Annotated in this window: 15 protein-coding genes and 1 pseudogene; 8 read left to right on the top strand and 8 right to left on the bottom strand. The window is 63.7% G+C overall.

The features are described 5' to 3' along the window. Nucleotides 1-201: 201 nt before the first annotated feature. From V1283_RS17720 to V1283_RS17700, 5 genes and pseudogenes are all read left to right on the top strand, one after another. Entirely contained in the window at nucleotides 202-2,715 is a 2,514-nt protein-coding gene (locus V1283_RS17720; RefSeq protein ID WP_334387732.1) for a penicillin-binding protein 1A, read from the top strand. Between the two features lie 161 nt (nucleotides 2,716-2,876). Continuing rightward, nucleotides 2,877-5,403 (top strand): annotated as a pseudogene (locus V1283_RS17715) (penicillin-binding protein 1A). A 91-nt stretch (nucleotides 5,404-5,494) separates the two neighbouring features. Continuing rightward, a protein-coding gene (gene prfB, locus V1283_RS17710; protein ID WP_334387731.1) for a peptide chain release factor 2 occupies nucleotides 5,495-6,626 on the top strand; the annotation gives its coding sequence in 2 pieces (ribosomal slippage) (nucleotides 5,495-5,563 and nucleotides 5,565-6,626; 1,131 coding nt in all). Between the two features lie 3 nt (nucleotides 6,627-6,629). Then, a complete protein-coding gene (locus V1283_RS17705) occupies nucleotides 6,630-7,502 on the top strand; it encodes an NAD(P)-dependent oxidoreductase (protein ID WP_334387730.1) in 873 nt (290 codons plus the stop codon). An 82-nt stretch (nucleotides 7,503-7,584) separates the two neighbouring features. Further along, a complete protein-coding gene (locus V1283_RS17700; protein ID WP_334387729.1) occupies nucleotides 7,585-8,490 on the top strand; it encodes a DMT family transporter in 906 nt (301 codons plus the stop codon). On the opposite strand, the gene V1283_RS17695 is transcribed toward V1283_RS17700, so the two are convergent. Then, nucleotides 8,481-10,643 carry a carbamoyltransferase C-terminal domain-containing protein gene (locus V1283_RS17695; protein ID WP_334387728.1) on the bottom strand — a complete coding sequence of 721 codons (2,163 nt, stop codon included), beginning with the start codon at nucleotides 10,641-10,643 and terminating at the stop codon, nucleotides 8,481-8,483. The genes V1283_RS17700 and V1283_RS17695 overlap by 10 nt on opposite strands. 186 nt (nucleotides 10,644-10,829) lie before the next feature. Between V1283_RS17695 and V1283_RS17690 the strand changes: the two genes are divergently transcribed. Continuing rightward, on the top strand, nucleotides 10,830-12,053 hold the full coding sequence (locus V1283_RS17690) for an ABC transporter substrate-binding protein (RefSeq protein WP_334387727.1): 1,224 nt from the start codon (nucleotides 10,830-10,832) through the stop codon (nucleotides 12,051-12,053). 131 nt (nucleotides 12,054-12,184) lie between these two features. Here the strand turns inward: V1283_RS17690 and V1283_RS17685 are convergent, their stop codons facing one another. The 7 genes from V1283_RS17685 to V1283_RS17655 all read right to left on the bottom strand — a co-directional run bounded on the left by V1283_RS17685 (nucleotide 12,185) and on the right by V1283_RS17655 (nucleotide 18,927). Further along, nucleotides 12,185-12,634: an SRPBCC family protein gene (locus V1283_RS17685; protein WP_334387726.1), complete on the bottom strand. Its 450-nt coding sequence runs from the start codon at nucleotides 12,632-12,634 to the stop codon at nucleotides 12,185-12,187. A 213-nt stretch (nucleotides 12,635-12,847) separates the two neighbouring features. After that, nucleotides 12,848-14,167: an O-antigen ligase family protein gene (locus V1283_RS17680; RefSeq protein ID WP_442895755.1), complete on the bottom strand. Its 1,320-nt coding sequence runs from the start codon at nucleotides 14,165-14,167 to the stop codon at nucleotides 12,848-12,850. Between the two features lie 20 nt (nucleotides 14,168-14,187). Beyond that, nucleotides 14,188-15,618 (bottom strand): glycosyltransferase family 4 protein, encoded by a 1,431-nt coding sequence (locus V1283_RS17675; protein WP_334387725.1) that lies wholly within the window; start codon nucleotides 15,616-15,618, stop codon nucleotides 14,188-14,190. Then, on the bottom strand, nucleotides 15,615-16,355 hold the full coding sequence (locus tag V1283_RS17670) for an ABC transporter ATP-binding protein (RefSeq protein ID WP_334387724.1): 741 nt from the start codon (nucleotides 16,353-16,355) through the stop codon (nucleotides 15,615-15,617). The genes V1283_RS17675 and V1283_RS17670 overlap by 4 nt, the downstream gene beginning before the upstream one ends. Before the next feature lie 3 nt (nucleotides 16,356-16,358). Then, nucleotides 16,359-18,281 carry a glycosyltransferase gene (locus V1283_RS17665; RefSeq protein ID WP_334387723.1) on the bottom strand — a complete coding sequence of 641 codons (1,923 nt, stop codon included), beginning with the start codon at nucleotides 18,279-18,281 and terminating at the stop codon, nucleotides 16,359-16,361. Nucleotides 18,282-18,288: 7 nt separating this feature from the next. Further along, nucleotides 18,289-18,714 (bottom strand): hypothetical protein, encoded by a 426-nt coding sequence (locus V1283_RS17660; protein ID WP_334387722.1) that lies wholly within the window; start codon nucleotides 18,712-18,714, stop codon nucleotides 18,289-18,291. 48 nt (nucleotides 18,715-18,762) lie between these two features. Beyond that, nucleotides 18,763-18,927, bottom strand: a complete 165-nt coding sequence (locus V1283_RS17655; RefSeq protein ID WP_334387721.1) for a hypothetical protein — start codon at nucleotides 18,925-18,927, stop codon at nucleotides 18,763-18,765. 116 nt (nucleotides 18,928-19,043) lie between these two features. On the opposite strand from V1283_RS17655, the gene V1283_RS17650 reads away from it, so the two are divergent. Together V1283_RS17650 and V1283_RS17645 are read left to right on the top strand one after the other, a co-directional pair. Continuing rightward, nucleotides 19,044-19,916, top strand: a complete 873-nt coding sequence (locus tag V1283_RS17650) for a DUF6502 family protein (protein ID WP_334387720.1) — start codon at nucleotides 19,044-19,046, stop codon at nucleotides 19,914-19,916. Continuing rightward, nucleotides 19,913-21,079 carry a DUF5666 domain-containing protein gene (locus V1283_RS17645; RefSeq protein ID WP_334387719.1) on the top strand — a complete coding sequence of 389 codons (1,167 nt, stop codon included), beginning with the start codon at nucleotides 19,913-19,915 and terminating at the stop codon, nucleotides 21,077-21,079. The genes V1283_RS17650 and V1283_RS17645 overlap by 4 nt, the downstream gene beginning before the upstream one ends. Nucleotides 21,080-21,134: the final 55 nt, after the last annotated feature.

The raw sequence follows: 21,134 nt of genomic DNA, 5'->3' as shown, positions 1-21,134 counted from the left end.
GTGCCGTCCGGTGGTCCAAGCCCTAGTTTGGCCACAGCGGCAACGGTATAGAAAATCGGCTGTTGGTCTTCGGAATCGGTCAATATTGTCCGCCGGACCTTTTATTGTTCGACCGCGTGGCGGCAACTCGTTCGGTGGGATTGCCGTGTTAGGATAGACGCTGCAGATTTCGGCGCACAGGGTTGGAACGGAACTTCGATAATGCGCTTTCTGGTCCGGTTTTTGGGTTTCCTATTCGCTGCCGGCACCGTCGTCTTCCTGGTCGGCGTGGCCGGCGTCGCGGGCGCGATCTGGCATTTTTCCAAGGACTTGCCCGACTACTCACAGCTTCAGGATTACGAGCCTCCGGTGATGACGCGCGTGCATGCGTCCGACGGTGCGCTGCTCGGCGAGTATTCCAAGGAACGCCGCCTCTATCTGCCGATCCAGGCGGTGCCAAAGCTCGTCATCAATGCGTTCCTTGCGGCCGAGGACAAGAACTTCTACGAGCACGGCGGCATCGACTTCACCGGCATGGCGCGCGCGGCCGTCCTCTATGCGCAGAATTTCGGCTCCAACAGGCGTCCGCAGGGTGCCTCGACGATCACCCAGCAGGTCGCAAAGAACTTTCTTCTGACCAATGAAGTGTCGTTCGCGCGCAAGATCAAGGAAGCCTTGCTGGCGATGCGCATCGAGCGCGCCTATTCGAAGGACCGCATCCTCGAGCTCTATCTCAACGAAATCTATCTCGGTCTTGGCGCTTACGGCATTGCGGCCGCGTCGCTGGTCTATTTCGACAAATCGGTGAACGAGCTCACGATCGCGGAAGCCTCCTATCTGGCGGCGCTGCCCAAGGCGCCCGCGGCGCTGCATCCGGTGCGCAACCGCGACCGCGCCGTCGAGCGGCGCAACTATGTGGTCGATCGCCTGCTGGAAAACGGCTGGATCAAGCAGGCCGACGCCGACAAGGCCCGCAAGGAGGCGCTCACGGTTAGCAGTCGCGGCAACGGCGCGCACATCTTCGCCGGCGAATATTTTGCCGAGGAAGTCCGGCGCGACATCTTCGAACGCTACGGCGAAAAGAAACTCTACGAGGGTGGATTGTCGGTTCGTGCCACACTCGATCCGAAGATGCAGGTGATGGCGCGCAAGGCCATGGTCGCCGGCCTCGTCAAATATGACGAGGCGAGCGGCTGGCGCGGCGCGCCGTCCAAGCTGGACATTTCCGGCGACTGGGGCGTGAAGCTCGCCGATGTCAAATCGCTGGGCGACATCTCGCCCTGGCGGATGGCCGTGGTGCTGGAGACTTCCGATCAGTCGGCGCGGATCGGTTTCCAGCCGGGCCGCGAACTCGGCGGCGCCGTCAGCAAGGTCAGGCAGACCGGTATCATCACGCTCGATGGCGTGCGGTGGGCAAAGCCCACGTCGGGACCCGCAAAGGGCAGGACACCGACCTCGGTCGCGCAGGTTCTGGCGGCCGGCGACGTGGTCTATGCTGATCCGCTGTTCGACAAGGATGGCAAGCCAGTCGAAGGTCAGTATCGGCTGCGCCAGTTGCCGGAAGTTTCCGGCGCCATGGTCGCGATGGACCCCTGGACCGGCCGCGTGCTGGCGATGGTCGGCGGCTTCTCGTTCGACCAGAGCCAGTTCAACCGCGCCACGCAGGCTTACCGACAGCCGGGTTCGTCGTTCAAGCCGCTGGTCTATTCGGCGGCAATGGACAACGGCTATACGCCGTCGACCGTCGTGGTGGACGCGCCCATTGAAATCGATCAGGGGCAGGGCGGCGGCGTGTGGCGCCCGGAAAACTATTCGTCGGGAAAATATCAGGGACCGGTCACGCTGCGCAATGCGCTGAAGAATTCGCTGAACACCGTGACCGTGCGGTTGGCGCAGGACATCGGCATGCCCTTGATCGGCGAATATTCCAAGCGCTTCGGCGTCTACGACGATTTGCCGAACTATCTGTCCTATGCGCTCGGCGCCGGCGAAACCACCGTCATGCGGATGGTGACGGCCTATTCGATGTTCGCCAATGGCGGCCGTCGCGTGAAGCCGACGCTGATCGATCGTATTCAGGATCGTTACGGCCACACCATCTTCAAGCATGACGCCCGCGAATGCCGCGGTTGCGACGCGCCCGGCGGCTGGAAGAGTCAGGCCGAGCCGCAGCTCGTGGACCGCCGAGAGCAGGTGCTCGATCCGATGACGGCCTACCAGATCACCTCGATGATGGAATATGTGGTGCAGGCCGGCACCGCGACGGTGGTCAAGGAAGTCGGCAAGCCGATCGCCGGCAAGACCGGCACCACCAACGATGAAAAAGATGCATGGTTCATCGGCTTCTCGCCGGACCTCGTGGTCGGCATCTATGTCGGCTTCGACAAGCCGCGCAATCTCGGCCGCGGCATGACCGGTGGTCATCTGGCCGCGCCGATCGCCAAGGACTTCCTGAAGCTCGCGCTCGCGGACAAGCCCGCGATTCCCTTCAAGGTGCCCGCCGGCATCAAGCTGGTTCGCGTCGACCCCAAGAGCGGCATGCGCGCCGGTCCGGGCAATGGCGGCCTTCTGGAAGCCTTCAAGCCGGGCACTGCGCCGCCGGATAACTACTCGGTCATTGGCGTGGCCGATGCGGACGGCCGGATGCCGCAGCCGGGATACCCGCAAGGGTATCAGCAAGGGTACCAGCCCGACGGCGGCAATATCATGCGCCCGGGAACCGGCGGGCTTTACTGATCCGCACGAAGTGTTCACAACCCAAAGGCGCATCTTCATCGCATTATAAAGATATTTGGACCCGGTGGATCTGAGCGATCCGTGCGGGAGAGGAAATGTCCGATGGACACGGGAACAAGCGCTGGCTGTTACGGCGCAAGGGTTGGAATGGAACTTCGGTAATGCGCTTTCTGGTCCGGTTTTTGGGTTTCCTGTTTACCGTCGGGACAGTCCTGTTCCTGGTCGGCGTGGCCGGCGTCGCGGGCGCGATCTGGCATTTCTCCAGGGACTTGCCCGACTATTCGCAGCTTCAGGATTATGAGCCGCCGGTGATGACGCGCGTGCATGCGTCCGACGGTGCGCTGCTCGGCGAATATTCCAAGGAGCGCCGCCTCTATCTGCCGATCCAGGCGATGCCAAAACTCGTCACCAACGCGTTCCTCGCGGCCGAGGACAAGAATTTTTACGAGCACGGCGGCATCGACTTCACCGGCATGGCCCGCGCGGCCGTGGTGTATGCGCAGAACTTCGGCTCCAACCGCCGGCCGCAGGGTGCGTCGACGATCACCCAGCAGGTCGCGAAGAACTTCCTTCTGACCAACGAGGTCTCCTTCACCCGCAAGATCAAGGAAGCCCTGCTGGCAATGCGCATCGAGCGCGCCTATTCGAAGGACCGCATCCTCGAACTCTATCTCAATGAAATCTATCTCGGCCTCGGCGCCTACGGCATCGCCGCGGCGTCGCTGGTCTATTTCGACAAATCGGTGAACGAACTGACGGTTGCGGAAGCCTCGTATCTTGCAGCGCTTCCGAAAGCGCCGGCCCAGTTGCATCCGGTGCGCAACCGCGATCGCGCGGTCGAGCGGCGCAATTACGTGATCGATCGTCTGTTGGAAAACGGCTGGATCAAGCAGGCCGATGCCGACAAGGCCCGCAAGGAGCCGCTGGCCGTGACCAGCCGGTCCAACGCTGCGCACATCTTCGCCGGCGAGTATTTCGCCGAGGAAGTGCGGCGCGACATCTTCGAGCGCTACGGCGAAAAGAAACTCTATGAAGGCGGCCTGTCGGTCCGCACCACGCTCGATCCGAAGCTGCAGGTGATGGCCCGCAAGACCGTGGCCGCTGGCCTGGTGAATTTTGACGAGGCCCAGGGCTGGCGTGGAGCCATGAGCAAGCTCGACATTTCCGCGCGATTGGGGCGTCAAGCTCGCCGAAGTCAGGTCGCTCAGCGATATCTCGCCGTGGCGGATGGCCGTGGTGCTCGAGACCTCAGACCAGTCGGCTCGCATCGGTTTCCAACCCGGCCGCGAACTTGGGGGCGCGATCTCCAAGGACCGGCAAACCGGGATTATCACGCTGGAAGGTGTCAGATGGGCGAGGGCAGCTTCCGCTCAGGCTCGCGGCAAGACGCCGATCGCGGTCTCGCAAATTCTTTCGCCGGGCGACGTGATCTACGCCGATCCGCTGTTCGGCAAGGACGGCAACCCGATCGAAGGTCAGTATCGCCTGCGACAATTGCCCGAAGTGTCCGGCGCCATGGTCGCGATGGACCCCTGGACCGGGCGCGTGCTTGCGATGGTGGGCGGCTTCTCGTTTGACCAGAGCCAGTTCAATCGCGCGACCCAGGCCTATCGACAGCCGGGATCGACGTTCAAGCCGCTGGTCTATTCGGCGGCGATGGACAATGGCTACACCCCGTCGACGATCATGATCGACGGGCCGATCGAGATCGATCAGGGGCAGGGCGCCGGCGTCTGGCGTCCGGAGAACTTTTCGGTGGGCAGTTACCGCGGCCCCATTACGCTGCGTGAAGCCCTCAAATGGTCGGTCAACACCGTGACGGTGCGGTTGGCGCAGGATGTCGGCATGCCCCTGATCGGTGAATATGCCAAACGCTTCGGCGTCTATGAGGAATTGCCGAACTATCTTTCCTATGCGCTCGGCGCCGGCGAAACCACGGTCATGCGGATGGTCACGGCGTATTCGATGTTCGCCAATGGCGGCCGGCGGGTGAAGCCGACCCTGATCGACCGCATTCAGGACCGCTACGGTCGCACGATTTTCAAACATGACGCGCGCGAGTGCCGCGGCTGCGACGCGCCGGGCGGCTGGAAGAATCAACCCGAGCCCCAGCTTGTCGACCGCAGGGAGCAGGTGCTTGATTCGCTGACGGCCTACCAGATCACCTCGATGCTGGAGGGGGTGGTGCAGGGCGGCACGGCGTCGATCATGCGCGAGGTCGGCAAGCCGATTGCCGGCAAGACCGGCACCACCAGTGACGGAAAAGACGTCTGGTTCATCGGCTTTTCGCCGGATCTCGTCGTCGGGCTCTATCTTGGCTATGACAAGCCCCGCAGTCTGGGCAGGGCCGCGCAGGGCGGCCATACCGCCGCGCCGATCGTCAAGGATTTCATGAAGCTCGCGCTCGCCGACAAGCCGGCGACCCCGTTCAAGATTCCCGCCGGTATCAGGCTGGTTCGCATCGATGCCAAGAGCGGCATGCGTCCCGCTCCGGGCGAGGGCGGCCGCACCATCCTGGAAGCGTTCAAGCCGGGCACCGCGCCGCCGGACAGTTACGCCGCCGTAGGCGTCGCCGATCAGGATGGGCGCATGCCGCCGCAGGCAATCCCGCCCGACGCAGGCAATATGCAGGGAATCTCGCCTGACGCCGGCAATATCATGCGTCCAGGAACCGGCAGGCTTTATTAGCGGCCGGTTTGCGGATTGCGCTTTGTGGTGCGGGCCGCTACATCCGACGCATATCATCCAGTAGCGGTTCCGACCGCAGACAGAAGAGACCATGCGCGCCGAAGTCGAACGCCTCGTAGAAGAGATCAAGCAGTCAGTCGGGCTGCTGAGGAGGCATCTTTGACGTCGAGAAATCCACGGCTCGGCTCGCCGAGCTGAACAAGCTCGCCGAAGACCCCAATCTCTGGAACGATCCCCAGAAGGCGCAGAAGCTGATGCAGGAGCGCACCTCGCTGGTGGATGCGCTCGAGGGCATTGGCAAGGTCGAGCGCGAACTCGACGACAATGTCGAGATGATCGCGCTTGGCGAGGCCGAGAACGATGAAAGTGTGGTGGTCGAGGCGGAGAACGCGCTAAAGGCCCTGAAGAAGGAAGTCGCGCGCCGCGAGCTGGAAGCGCTGCTGTCGGGCGAGGCCGACAAGTTCGACTCCTATCTCGAAGTGCATGCCGGCGCCGGCGGCACCGAAAGCCAGGACTGGGCGTCGATGCTCTTGCGTATGTATACGCGCTGGGCCGAGGAGCACGGCTTCAAGATCGAATATCTGGAAGAAACTCCCGGCGAAGAAGCCGGCATCAAATCCGCGACCATCCAGATCAGCGGGCACAACGCCTATGGCTGGCTGAAGACGGAAGCGGGCGTGCACCGCCTGGTGCGAATCTCGCCGTTCGATTCCAACGCGCGCCGGCACACGTCGTTCTCGTCCGTCGCGATCTTTCCCGTCGTCGATGACAGTATCAAGATCGATATCAAGGAATCGGACGTGCGCACCGACACCATGCGCTCCGGCGGCGCCGGCGGCCAGCACGTCAACAAGACCGAATCCGCGGTTCGGCTGACGCATATCCCGACCGGTGTTGCCGTGGTCTGTCAGGCCGGCCGCTCGCAGCACAAGAACCGTGCGCAGGCCTGGGACATGCTGCGCGCACGGCTCTACGAAATCGAACTGAAGCGGCGCGAGGAACAGGCCGCCGCCGATCAGGCCGCCAAGACCGATATCGGCTGGGGCCACCAGATCCGCTCTTACGTGTTGCAGCCCTACCAGATGGTGAAGGACCTGCGCACCGGAGTGCAGACCTCGGATACCTCCGGCGTGCTCGACGGCGACCTCGACGAGTTCATGGCGGCAACCCTGGCGCAGCGCGCGTTCGGCACCACGCCCGGCGCGGTCGAGGATGTGGACTAGCGCATGACAAAGGTCGGCTTCATCGGGCTCGGCCGCATGGGCCATGGTATGGCCGGCCGCTATCTCGATGCAGGTTTTACGGTTGCGGTTTGGAATCGCAGCAAGGCAAAAGCGGAAGACCTGATCGCGCGCGGCGCGCGCTGGGCCTCGTCGCCTGCGGACGCTGCCGATGGCGCGGATGCCGTCGTGACCATGGTCGCCGACGACGAGGCCTCGCGCGCCGTCTGGCTCGGCAAGGATGGCGCGGCGGCAACGATGAAGGCAGGCAGTCTTGCGATCGAATGCTCGACCGTCTCGCACCAGCACGCGCTCGACATGGCGCGCGAACTGCGTGGCCGCGGGCTCGTCTATATCGACTGCCCCGTCACCGGCCTGCCGCAAGCGGCGGCTGCCGGAAAGCTGACCTTGCTGGTCGGCGCTGACGTGGCCGATCTCGATTCCGCAAAACCCTATCTCGCGCCGATCGGCGACGTTATCAGGCATTTCGGCGCGGTCGGCACCGGCACCGTCTTCAAGCTGATCAACAATCTGATGGGTGCGGTGCAGATCGCGAGTCTGGCCGAAGGCGTCGCGATGGCCGAGCAGGCCGGGCTCGACATGAACCTCGTAGCGGAAGCGCTGGCGACCGGCGCGGTCGCGAGCCCGCAGGTGATCCGCCATTCAAAGCGCATGGTGGCGCGCGATTTCTCTGGCGCATCGTTTACATCAGCCCTTCGTCACAAGGACGCGGCCTACGCGGTGAAACTGGCCGAGAGCCTGCTCGCCAACGCGCCGCTGGTCGGGCGTGCCGCGGTCGAAGCCTACGCCCAGGCAAAGGCCGAGATGCCCGATGACGACGAAGGCAGGATGATCGAGATCGTCTCGCGGCCGAAATAGCCGCCGCGAACCTGTATCCGGAATCGGGTGGGAAAGCCCTGCGTAGCGGAATAAATCTGCGGAATCGCAGATATGAGCTGCTATGACCGCCAAAGACGCTTCGATCGACGCCCGCGACTGGTCGCTGCTCGGCCTGCTCTCGATCCTGTGGGGCGGATCGTTCTTCTTCAACGGCGTGATACTGAAGGAATTGCCGCCGCTGACGGTGGTTTTTCTGCGCGTGGCACTTGCGGCCCTGATGTTGCTGCCGCTGCTGTGGCTCTACCGCATTCGTTTCCCGGCTGGCCTGTCGGGATGGAAGCCCTTTCTCGCGATCGGGCTTCTCAACAACGTGCTGCCTTTCTCGCTGATCGTGGTCGGGCAGACCTATATCCCCGGCGGGCTGGCCTCGATCCTGAACGCCACGACGCCGCTGTTCACGGTTGTCGTGATGGCGGAGGCGGGTGAAGAGAAGCTGCACGCGCGGCGGATCGCCGGCGTCGTCGCGGGCCTGATCGGCGTGGTGATTCTCCACGGTGACGGCGTTGGATTGGAGAGCGGGCAGGGGTTCGGCATTCTGCTCTGCCTTGCGGCCGCTTTGTCTTACGGCCTGTCGGCACTGCTGGCGCGACGGCTGCTGTCGAATTCCCCGCCGCTCGGCACCGCGACGTTCCAGATGCTGGCCGCGGCCGCGATGATGACCGTCGTCGCCGGGCTCGTCGAACGTCCCTGGCTGTTGCCGATGCCGGGGCCATCGACATGGCTCGCCGTGATCGGGCTTGCCGCGCTGTCGACCGCGCTCGCCTATATCGTGTTCTTTCAGATCCTGCGGCGCTCCGGCGCCACCAATGTCATGCTGGTGACCTTGTTGATCCCGGTTACCGCGATCCTGCTCGGCTATCTGGTGCTCGGTGAGAAAATCTCGCTGCGCGAGATTGCGGGCGCGCTTGTGATCGGCAGCGCCCTGCTATTGATCGACGGGCGCGTGCTGAAAATCTTTCAGCGCTGACTGACCTGCGTGCGGCTTTTCCATTCTTGATACCAGCCGGTGAACCGGCCGCTATCGCGCTCACCTCCATGCCAGGCCGCGTGGACTTCGCCGTCGTCTGCTACCAGCACCACGACATCGAGCCCCTTGGAGCGGCGCAGCGTATCGATCGCCTGTTGCGGCGTCTGAGCGATGGGGCCTGCGACATTGAAGGATGTATTGACGGATAGCTCCACGCCGATGTGGCGGCCGAGCGCCTTCAGATAGGCATAAGTGAGGGGATCGTCCTCAGCGCGCACGATCTGGATGCGGCCGGTGCCGTCGGCGTGAATGACGGCCGGAATTTTTTCGCGCGCGTGCGGCTTCGAATGCGCCGTCAGCACCATGTAATTGTAGGCGTTGTAGTTGGCGTCCGCGGCGCCCGGCAGCAGTTCGAAATATTCTTTCGCCGCCTCCAGCGTTGCCATCGGCGCCAGCGGGCGAATGGCCTCGCGGTATTTGACGCGCTCGTTGAGCCGCTCCCGCACCTCGGGGTCACAGGGATTCGCCAGGATCGAGCGATGGCCGAGCGCGCGGGGGCCGGTTTCGGCCGCGCCCTGATACAGCGCGATCACGCCGTTCTGCGCCACCATGAACGCCATCAATTCGGCGATCGCGTCGCGGCCTTCAGGCGTGGAGATATCGCCGATCGGTTGCGAGGCGATGTCATCGGCGTTCAGCGCGCTAGTGATGTCTTGCCGCGACGGCGACGTGCCGCAGTAGAAGGCGTGCGTCATCGGCGCGCCGCGCGGCGCGCTGGCCAGGTGGGCGAACAGCCAGGCGGCGCCGATGGTGACGCCGGGATCGCCCGGCACCGGCGGGACCCAGAGCTGCAGGCGCGCGTTGCGCTGCTGCGCCTTGGCGAACCAGGCCTCATTGAAATGTTCGAGCAGACGCATATTGCCGACCGCGTTCAGCGCCACGCCGCCGGTCAGCACCAGCCGGTGCGCGCCCGTCACCCGCAACAGATGATCGATGACGTGGATCATGGCGTCCTCGAACACCAGTTGCGTCGCGGCGGCCTTATCGAGGCGATCCTGGGTGTCGGGACGGTGATGGATGTCCTCGACGCGCAGCACGGCGTCTGGATTCCAGAGCTGATCGGGCTTCAGGGGCTCGCCGAGAATGTCGGTCAGCGCTTTCTTGTAGGGATGATAGGATGGATCGCAGTGCCAGTTCGCCATGGCGCGGTTAAGCTGCACCTGGCCTTCGCTGCCCAAATGCAGGACGTCTTTCAGCCGCGCGTAATAGCGGTTGGTTGACCGGTCCATGTCGCCCCAGGCGGCGGCGCCCATGTAACGGCCTTCGCTTGACAGCAGGGTCCAGCCGCCCTGCGTCGACGAGATCACGCTGTAGAAGGCGCCGATCGAGTCGAACATGCTGTCATTGCAATAAACCTGCCGCATCGCGGCGCGCTCGACGACATAGAGCGAGATCGAGCCGGCGTCGCCGGTGCCGTCGAGCACCGCGACAGCAACCGGTTCTTCATCATCGGCAAAAGGCGATGCCGCGTGGGAGAACCAGGCGTGATTGTCATGGTGCGGCATGCAGATCAGCGGCACGCGCTCGGCAAGGCCAAGCTGCCGCGCCAGTATCTTTGGCGAGCGCGTCATCTGGTCGAGGCGGCGGGCGTCGAAGCCAGGCGCCTCCGTGATGCGCAACATCGTGAGACTCTGCGGCAGCTCTTCCAGCACCGCGCGCGCGGTCGTGCCGGCAAGCGTCGGGTAGTCCCAACTGGTGAGCCAGGCGTCGATATCGCCGACATCGCGGCCCATGGCGCGCAGCGTCGCGACCAGCTCGTCGAGCGAGGATTTCGGATATTCCGTGGTGTGCTTGTTGCCGGAGAAACGCTCCTCCTCATTATTGACGATCAGGCGTGGGCCGCTCGCCTGCGTCACCTCGACCAGCGCTGCGCCGGAATTATGCGTGCCGGCAAGCCCGAGGCCGACGAGAAATACGGTTTCGCCGCGGCGAAGTTTTTCGCGCACGCGGGCCAGGCGGTCGTTGGCGAGATCCGAGCCGAGTTGGTGGAATCCGGCCGCGGCCATGGTTTTGCGCGCCAGCCATCGCACGAAGCGAAAGCCGGCGGCGCCGAGTTTTGGATGTCGTGGACCAATTCGTATGTTCGGTTTCAACCTGTCTAACCTTTGGGCCTTGAACGCACGACCTTGCACGCACGGTAATGACGCGAACCTGCATCAATCACAATTGGCGCCGGGCAACAATGCCGTTTCGTCATACGGAATAAGCACATGCTTGCAAGTGTTGATGCGACTTGCGAGACTTGGCAGCAACAAGACTGAAAAAACGGGGAGAAAACGATGCCGGTTCGTATGCAGAACCTTGTTGCCCTGACGGCGTTCGCCGTCGCCGCAACGGTCGCCACCACGGCCCACGCGCAGAAGAAATACGATCCCGGCGCCAGCGATACCGAAATCAAGATCGGCAATATCATGCCGTATAGCGGCCCGGCCTCGTCTTATGGCGTGATCGGCAAGACCGAAGAAGCCTTTTTCAAGATGATCAATGCCGAGGGCGGCATTAATGGCCGCAAGATCAATTTCATCACCTACGACGATGCCTACAGTCCGCCGAAGGCGATCGAGCAGGCACGCAAGCTGGTGGAGAGCGATGAGGTCCTGTTGATCTTCCAGCCGCTCGGTACGCCGTCCAATTCGGCGATCATGAAATACATGAACGCAAAGAAGGTGCCGCAGCTTTTTGTCGCCTCCGGTGGAACCAAGTTCGGCGATCCCAAGAACTTCCCCTGGACGATGGGTTTTCAGCCCAACTACCAGAGCGAGGGACGTATCTACGCCAAATACATCAGGGACAAGTTTCCCAACAGCAAGATCGCGGTGTTCTGGCAGAACGATGACGCCGGCAAGGACCAGTTCAAGGGCTTGAAGGACGGCCTCGGCGACAAGCTCGGCATGATCATCGCCGACAAGTCTTACGAAGTCAGCGATCCCAGCATCGATTCGCAGATCGTGGCGCTGCACGATTCCGGCGCTGACATCTTCTTCTCCTGGGCCGCGCCCAAGGGATCTGCGCAGGCGATCCGCAAGGTGGGCGAATTGAACTGGAAGCCGAAGTTCTTCCTGGCCAACACCGCAACGTCGGTGGCCTCGGTGCTCAAGCCGGCCGGTCTTCAATATGCCAAGGACATTATTTCGACGTCCTATCTGAAGGACCCGACCGATCCGACCTGGGACAAGGATCCGGCGGTCGTGAAGTGGCGGGCGTTCATGGACAAATATTATCCCGACGGCGACAAGACCAACGCCAACAACCTCTATGGCTACGTGCAGTCAGAGGCGATGCTGCAGGTTCTCAAGCAGTGCGGCGACAATCTCACCCGAGAGAATGTCATGAAGCAGGCCGCCAATTTGAAGAATTTCCACTCCGACCTGATGCTGCCCGGCATCATGGTCAACACCGGGCCGGACGACTATTTTCCGATCGAGCAGATGCAGTTGATGAAATTCAACGGCGAGGCGTGGGAACTGTTCGGCGACGTCATCACCGGCGAGGTGGGGCACTAGAGTCCGGATCAGAACCGGACTCTCGAATCTTTCTTTTGACGCGTTTTCTTAACGCGAACCGGTGTCCACTTCGCTTCAAAGCGCTCTGGAGGATAAGACACCACAGCGTGGTGCCTTATCCTCGACCCTCACTATCCCGGAATATCCGGCTCCACGAGCAGTGCGAGCTGGGCGAGCGACTGTTGCCAGCCGAGATAGCAGGCTTCGACCGGAATCACCGTCGGCAGGTTTGTCTGTTCGATGTTGATCTCGGTTCCGACCGAGACCGCTTTCAGGGTCACAGTGACCTCAATAAGGCCGGGCAAATTGGGATCGTCGAAACGATCGGTATATCGGATACGCTCGTTGGGCACGATTTCCAGATATTCTCCGCCGAACGAATGGCCCGAGTTCGTGGTGAAATTCGTGAACGACATCCTGAACGTGCCGCCGACCTTCGCCTCCAGATGATGGACCTTGCAGATGAAGCCGTAGGGCGGCAGCCACTTGGCCATGGCTTCCGCATCGAGGAAGGCGCGAAAGACTTTCTCCGGCTTGGTGGCGAGGACACGATGCAAACGAACGGTATTGCCTTGGGACATGACGCTATTTTCTCCATTACTGAGCGGAGTATATCGCAGGATTTGGTTGGGTTCGCTCAGTCTCTGCCATAAGGACGCCTGGCCTCCCTGCGAGCCGACATGGGCCCAAAAAAAATTTTCTGACGCGGGCGCCGCGCGCCGGTTCCGGCTTAGGTGACTGTAGAATAGGGAAAATATTCCACGCGCGAGTCCGCCAGTTCTGACCGTACGATGCTAGCCTGAGTTCGGTCTCACGCCCGTATGAAGCGGCATCGCCGGCGCCCGACGGCGTTGGGCCGCGCGCAGCGACATGCCGCCGGCAACGCCCACGCCAAGCACGTACAGCCAGCCTTCGTGGAAATCGAACAGATGCGAATTCAGGAGTGAGCTGACGACGTTTTGAATGACGACGACAAGCCCGATCCACGCCGCGAGCGTTCGTCCGGTGAACAGCAGGAGATGGTTGAGCCACATCGCGTAGAGCAGCATGACGCCGAGCAGCCCCCACTGCACCGCGACGGCGAGCGTCTGGTTGTGCGGGTTGCCGACGATTTCGGCCTCCAGCCCGGTCTGCCCGACCGCATCGCGCTCGAATTGTGCCTTGACCGAGCCGCTGCCGTGGCCGAGCAGCGGGGCCTCGGCAAGGAACTTGATCGACTTGCGCCAGTAGGTCAGGCGCTGCGCCGTCGACGCGATCCCGGTGATGTCGTGCGCCTGATATTCGACACCGATGTCGCCGATGCGCTGTCGCAGATAGGGCGAGCTCGTCCAGATCAGCGAAGTGGCGACGATCGCGCCCGCGAGCAGCGCGAGCATGGCGCGCCGGCCGAGATGACGCCAGGCGAACACTACCAGCAGCACCGCCATGTAGATCAGCGCGGTCCGCGCAAGCGCCACGAACAGCATGTTGGCGATGAAGGCCAGCTCCAGTGCAAGATAGCCTGTGGCCAGCTTCCATTTCCCCCGACGCCGCGCGATCAGCGCCGGCAGCGCCAGCGCGAAGGCGCAGAGCGCGAATTCCTGGTTCTGGTCGATATAGTTCTTGACCGGAACGCCGGCGGAGAGGGTGTGCGCGGGCTTTAAGCCGGGGACGAACAGCACGATCCAGGACAGGATCATCAACAGCGTGCACGAAGCGAGGAAGGCGGTCAAAACCCAGAAGCCGCGTTGGGTTCGCTGGAAGTGGTAGAGAAGGACCGGGATCAGCAGCAGCTTCGCTACTGGCTTGATCCCGTGCAAACGCACCGCCCAGGGGCCGTCCGCCCATACGGTGCCAAGGATGACGAGCGCCACGAACAGGACCGGCAAGGCGCAGGCCGGATGGGCCAGATCGCGCACAAACGCCTCCCAATCGATGCTGGGAGCGACGACGATCACCCAGAGCGCGACCAGGACGGAGGTCGCCGAGGTCGACCATGGCAGCGAGGCCGCGGTCATCACGGCCAGGACGTCAACGGCCAGCAGCCAGATCGCCGAGCGGCGCCATGTGTCAGGCCGATCAAACCAATGCGCTAGTCTCGTGGGCGTGTGCATGGCGCCGGATTCGACCATCATGTGCTGTTGTCCCGAAACGCCTAGGTGCCGTGCGCGGCGAGGCCGTCCAGCAGCGGCGCGCTCGCGGCGGCGGTGCGGGGGACCGATGCCTGGCTTTCGCCGGCAGGCTGGAGGGTGAGGAAGTCGCGGGCCTGGGTGTGATGGCCGAAGCGCTCGGCAAGCTCCTCGCGCCGCGCGCGGATCTTGCCGCGCCATTCGTCCTGCCCTGCCAGCACCCGCGTGACGGAGGCGCAGATCGATTCGGTCGAGAACGGATCAAAGTAGTCGGCGAGCTCTCCGGCGACTTCGCGAAACACCGGGATGTCAGAACACAGCACCGGCGTGTTGGCGGCCAGCGCCTCGATGATCGGCACGCCAAAACCTTCGGCAAAACTCGGCATGATCAGGCCGTGCGCCTCGGCGATCAGCGTCGCCTTCTCGTGCTCGTCGACATAACCGGCAATGCGGATGTTCGGCGGCAGGCTGCGCATCCGGCTTGCGCCGCCGGCGTAGCCGATCACGACGAGGTCGGCCTGCGGCATCTTCCTGAAGGCGCGGATCACGGCGTTGACGTTCTTGCGCGGCTCCGCCGACACGATGACGACAAAGCTCGGTTGAACGGGCTGAGCGGCGGTGGCCGGAAGCCGCGCCACGTCGGCGGCATCGAAGCGCGTGCGCGGATAGACCACCCGCGCCGGCAGGTGGGCAAATTGCGGCAGCAGCTCCCTGAAGCGGTTCCGGCTGTAGTTGGAGACGAAGGCCAGCTCGTCGGCCTGGTGCAGGCTGGTGAACAGGCGGGACAGGAACAGCCGTGTCGCGACGTCGCTGAGCCGGAGGTCGGTCAGCGGCAACAGATCATGAACCACGCAGACGACCTTGGCGTTGGCTCTCCGCTTGATCGCCACCCGCGTCGGCGTATCGATCAGGATGATGTCGTAGTCGCGCGCATCGATCTGCGGCGGCGGCAGCCGGATCAGCGCGGAAGTGTCCTGATAGCTGTAGAATCCGGGCTCGAGCATGAAATGCCGGAACAGCTGGAGATGGCGAAGGTCGGTCGGGATATATTCGAAGCCGCCGGACTTGTTCTCGATCAGCTTGACGCTCGGCGGCAAGACGCCGATGGCGCGAAGGAAGCACAGCCCGAACTCCCACGAGGTGCACATGCTGATACGATGCTTGAACCAGTCGATCGTGCTGCGCAAGGCGCTACGCGTCATGGTTTCGTTCATGTCGGTTTCGTCGAGGAATCTGTAGAGCGCGAGCAGCTCGATCAGGCGCGAATCCGCCGGCAGCAGCCGCGACAGCCGCTGCCGCCTGCGCAGCTTGCGATAGCGGCGCGTGGTTTCGACAACGAGCGTCAGTTCGTGTCCTTCGCCGGCGAGCGAGCGGATCAATTCGCGCGTGAAATGAAAGATGCCGCGCTTGTGGTTGGGCTCGCCGAGAGATTCGCTGACGACCAGTATCTTCTTCATGCTCGCTTCTCTCGCAGTTCAAAAGGGTAGGGGGGCCGGGTGTCGGGACAGACCGTGTTGACGATGCGGCCACGGTCGAGATTGACGATGCTGGTGCAGGTACGGCGCAACAGTTCGTGGTCATGGGATGCGATGATGACGATCGCGGCCTGCGAGACCAGCTTGAGCAGCCGCTGCTCGGCTTTCGCCGAGAAATTCTCGTCGACCACGCTGAGCCACTCGTCGAGCAGGAGGATGTCCGCCGGAAAGGCGGTGGCGGTCGCAAACAGCACGCGCATCAGCATGCCCGAGGAAAACATGCGCAGCGGCAGCCGCTGCATGCGCTCTTCGAGCTCGGTGAACGCCCAGATCTCGTCGATGAGCGCGGGTGTCGGTTTTCGGCCGCTGATCCGCAGCAACAGGCTGATATTGTCGGCCGCGACGAAGTCCATATTGACGCCGGCGTTCAGGCCGAGCAGTGGCATGATATTGCCGGTGATCTCGACATGGCCGCTGGTCGCCGGATAGACGCCGGCGATCAGCCGCAGCAATGTCGATTTGCCGGAGCCGTTGGGGCCGGCGAGACCGATGCGCGCGCCGGCGGAAGCCTCGATCGAAATATTGTCGATCGCGCGGATCGTTTGTATCGGGGCTGCGGCGCCGGCCAGCCGTCCGAGCAGGCGGCGCTTGAGCGAGAAGTCGTAGGCGCCGTAAAGCGGATAATCCAGACAGATATCGCGGAGAGTGATGCTGGCCATGCGTCAGATCCAGAACGCGGCTTTGCGCAGGCGCGCAACGGCGACTGTGCTCGCGATCGCCAGCACGATAAGGCCTGCGAGCACATAGGCGACGCTTGGCATCGCAACATGGCCGGTGGAGAGCGGCTCGCGCCAGATCGCGAACAAATGTGTCAGCGGATTGAGGCGCATCACCGTCGAAGCCTGATTGATCATTTCCGGCGACCAGATGATCGGCGACGACAGGAAGGCCAGCGTCAGGCCCGATTCGATGATCGGCTTGAGGTCACGGAAGCGCGTCGCCATTGCGCCGAGCACGAGGCCGAGACCGACCGTGCAGACAATGAACACCGCAAGTCCCGGCAGCGCCGCGACCGCGCCGCCAAAATCCTTCGGTACCAGGAAAAGCCAGAGGATCAGCGGCACGCAGGCATTGTGGAGCGCGAACAGCCCTTGCCGGAACACGCATTGCAGCAGGAAAATGACTGGCGGCAGCGCGCGGTCCTTGATCAGGCTCGCCGAATTTTGCAGCGCGGTGGTAGCGTCCAGCACCACGCTGTTGAGGAAGGTCCATGCCGTCAGGCTGAGGGCGAGCATCGGGAGACGAGCGACCGCGCTCGCATTGGAGAAGTGGCCGATCACAGAACCCAGAACCGCCACCATGATCGCCATCTGGATCGACATCCAGAACGGCCCGAGCAGCGAGCGGACATAGCGGTGGCGCATGTCCGACCAGGCGAGCGCCGCCGCGATCTGGATGGTGTGCGGCCATCCGATCGCGGCGGCTCGTGAGGCGCGCACCGTCGGGGCTGGCGCGGCTGCGGCCTCGCGATAGATCGTTTCGATTCCCTTGCTGAAAGCTGCGGTGGAATACTCTGTCGTTGCGCGCTGGCGCGCGGCTTCGCCCATCCGCCGGCGGCGTTCCGGGTCGGCGATCAGGCTGTCGATTGCTTCGCCAAGCTTTTCGGAATCGCCCGGCGGCACGGTGACCGCCTCGATGCCGTGGCGGGCGACTTGCGGAACGGCGGTGTCGAGCGAGGTGTTGACGACCGGCCGTCCGGCCGCCATGGCTTCCAGCTGGACCAGCCCGAAGGTTTCCGCATTGCTCACCGAGGGCATCACGAACACATCGGCGATGCACATCAGTTTGACGCGTTCGCTCTCCGGGACGGAGCCGAGCAGGCGAACGCGATCCTGAACGCCGAGGCTCTTTATCAGTTCTTCGAGCCGCAGCCGTTCGCGGCCCTCGCCAACGATCCAGACCTCGAAAGACCGATCGACGGCGGCGCGAACCAACACGTCAAAACCCTTGTAGGGAACGAGCCGGCCGCAGGCCAGCACCAGCCGTCCGCGCGCATTGACGCGGTCGAGCCGAAGCGCCGGCAGGTTGTATTTCGATACGTCGATGCCAAACGGGACAGTGTGGCATTTGTCGGCGAACTCCCGCAGCAACGGCGTATTTTCGATCAGCACGGCGTCGGACACGATGATGGCCTGGGCCCGCTGCAGCGTCCGCCGCATCAAGGGCTCCACGAAGGGCCGCAACGCCGCGTGCGAGACGATGTCCGCATGCCAGTGCACGACCAGCGGCCGATTGCGGCCAAGTCCGAACGCGAACACGAGGTCGGCGAGCGGGAAGGGCGCATGCAGCGCGAGCAGATCGTGCTCGGCGATCCGGCGCCACAGTCGCAACGGATAGGTCGGGGCCGCGGGCAGCGACAGCACATCGCCGAACGAGCGCACCCGTTCCACCGCGACGTCGTTGATGACGATCCGGCTTTTGCCGCCGGTCCTGGAACAGACCAGGACGCCGGCCGAGAAGATATCCTTCAGGCCCGCACAGATGTCGCGGATCACCGAAAGCGTCCCGCCGAACAAATCGGGGTAGTAGACCTTGAAGATGTGAAGCACCGACGGGCGCCGGGCGGAATGGTGTGCAGGGATCATGGACAGCTCACTGATCTTGGGTTTGCTCTTCGCAGCGGCGCTCGACCCGCCGGTTCAGGAATTTTCGAATCGCCGAGATGTCGAACGCGATCTTCTCGGTTCGCGCCGGCGCATGTGGTTCGAGCTCGACCACCACGCGCTTGCCGCCGTGTGGCGCCAGGACGATCGCGACGGATATCGCGTCCGCGCTGGCTTTCAGCGCGCAATGCACGCGACTCGCATATTCGCCGGCCCGCAGGACGTCGAAACCGAAGGTCAGCAACCGGCCGTAGACGTAGAGCGTGAGCAGATCGGTTTCGTCGAAGGTGCGAGGAGATCCGGGGACAGCGCCCGGCAGGCAGGGATAACCGCCGACAGCGATCGTCAGGATGAAGTCATCATAGGAGACGTCCGCCATCCTGCACGCATCCGCCAGCCACAAGTCAAAGCGCATGGAAGTGTCACCGTTGGTTGATCCGCCTTCGCGCAAGTGTCGGGGCCGTCAGCGCGCGAGCAGTGCGACGACGAACGGCGCCGCTAATCCGGCGAGGAAGATCACGCCGCGCAGCAGGGCCGGCAGCATCGGCGTGATGGCCACGCGCTTGTCGCGCTCAGTCAGGACATTTCTGGTGGAAGCAGCGGAAACTCGGGCCGAAAGGCGAGACATGCGTCGATTTCCCCGTGGTTGACGTTTTCCTAATATGTGGGAAAATTTCACACGTCAATCTTAATCGGCAAAAAAGTGGGATTGTCTCCCACGCCTAACGCCGGTACAATTTTGCCATGAATGCCAAGTCCCGGAACTCGACGCCGGCCTCGCACCAGCCGAACGCCGCGGCGAAGCTGCATGCGCCGCTGGCGCGGCTGCTGCGTCCGCTGGTCCGGCTTTGCATCCGCAGCGGCATGACATTTCCGGCATTGGCGCAATTGTTGCGCGAGCTCTTTGTCAATGTCGCCGAGCACGATTTCGCGCTGGAGGGGAAAGAGCAGACCGACAGCCGCGTCAGCCTGCTCACCGGCATCCACCGCAAGGAAGTGGCGCGGCTGCGCGGCGCCGGCGCGCCGGTCCATGAGGCGCCGGCCACGCTGTCACGCACCAGCGCAATCATCGCGCGCTGGCTCGCCGCGCCTGAATTCGCCGACGCGAAGGGCGAGCCGCTGCCGCTGCCACGCACGGCGGAGGGCGGTGCGCCGTCGTTCGAGCAACTGGTCGAGTCGATCACCAAGGACGTCCGCCCGCGCGCGGTGCTCGACGAATGGCTGGACCGGAAGCTTGTCACCATCAATGGCGACGACGAGATCGTGCTGATCGACACCGGCTTCGTTCCGCGCGGCGACGACGATCGCAAATGGCACTATCTCGGCCGTAACCTGCATGATCACGTCGCGGCGGCCGCGGAGAACGTCTCCGGTCCGGCGCCGCGCTTCCTCGAGCGCGCGGTGCATTACGACGGCCTGTCGCCGAAGCTGGCGAAGCGGCTGGAGGCACGCTCGCGCGAGCTTGCGATGGAGGCATTGAAGGTCGCGAACCGCGAAGCCAACCGTGCGCTCGCCAAGGATAAGGGCGGCAACAGCCGCTGGAATTTCGGCGTTTACGTCTTCCACGAAGATCCCGACGGCACGCCCGATGACGGCAGCGAAGGCGGTCCGTCATGACAAAGCCGCCGATCATTTCGCGTCGCTTGCTGCTGGCGGGATTTTGGCTCGCCGGGACGTCCCCGCTGTGGGCTCAGGTCAAGCGCGGCACCGATCAAGGCATCGGCGGCACCGGGATTTCGCGCGGCGATGATCATGGCATCGGCGGCACCGGCATCGTCGGCGTCATTCAGCGATTCGGCAGCATCTTCGTCAACGGCGAACGCATCGGTTACGCGCCTGACGTGCCGGTGCGGATCGATGGCGAGGCCGCGTCGGTGAAGGCGCTGCGGATCGGGCATGTCGCGCGCGTGGTGGCGCAACGCCAGGCCAACGGCATGCTGACCACCAACCGCATCGATGCGGTCAGCGAGGTTGTGGGGCCGATCGAAAGCGTCAAGAGCGGCGAGATGACCGTTCTCGGCCAGAAGGTCGCGTGGACCGGCCGTGAAAACTGGCGCGTCGGCACGCAGGTGGCGGTCTCGGGGTTGCGGCGCACCGACGGCGTGATCGTCGCGAGCCTGGTCGAGCAGCGTCGCAATGCCACTGCGCGGGTGACAGGACCGCTCGAACGCGATCGCGACGGCCTGCGGATCGGCGGTCTGCGGCTCGAAGGCATCGATGCCGCACTCGTCGGTCAACGCGTTCAGGCCGAGGGACGCATCTCACAAGGCGGCAAGCTGCAGATCGCGCGCGCACGCGCCGACGATCTCTCTGATTTGTCCGGCGCCACACGCCTGTCGATCGAAGCCTATGTGCGGCGCGTCGGCGCTAATCTGCAGCTCGGGTCGGGCTATGTGGCGCGCGACTCGTCGCGCTTCGAGCCGGGCCAGGATGCACGCGTGGTGGTGAATGCCGTCCGCGATGGCTTGCAGGGCCTGCGCGTTGAATCGGTCCAGGCGGTGAGTCACTTCCCGGGATCGTCGATGCAGGGCCCCCGTGCGCCGGATCGTGCACCCGGCGGAACGCCGGGTCACGGCGGTGGCGGACCCAATGTCCCCGGCGGCAGCCGTCCTGATGCGCCCGGCGGGCGTGGCCCCGGCTCAGGCGAGCCTCCCGGCGGCGGTCCTGGCGGACCCGGCGGTGGTTTTGGACCTCCGGGCGGTGGCCCAGGCGGTCCCGGCGGATTCGGTGGTCCCGGTGGATTCGGCGGTGGGCCGCCGGGTGGAGGCGGGCGCCGGTGACCAGTGCTCTCCACATCGCATTGGCGCGGCCGCGCCGGAGACGCACCGCGTGTCC

Source organism: Bradyrhizobium sp. AZCC 2262, from assembly GCF_036924535.1.
Lineage (GTDB): Bacteria > Pseudomonadota > Alphaproteobacteria > Rhizobiales > Xanthobacteraceae > Bradyrhizobium.
Note: the sequence above shows the minus strand (reverse complement) of the source record. Positions and strands in the feature narration are given on the sequence as shown.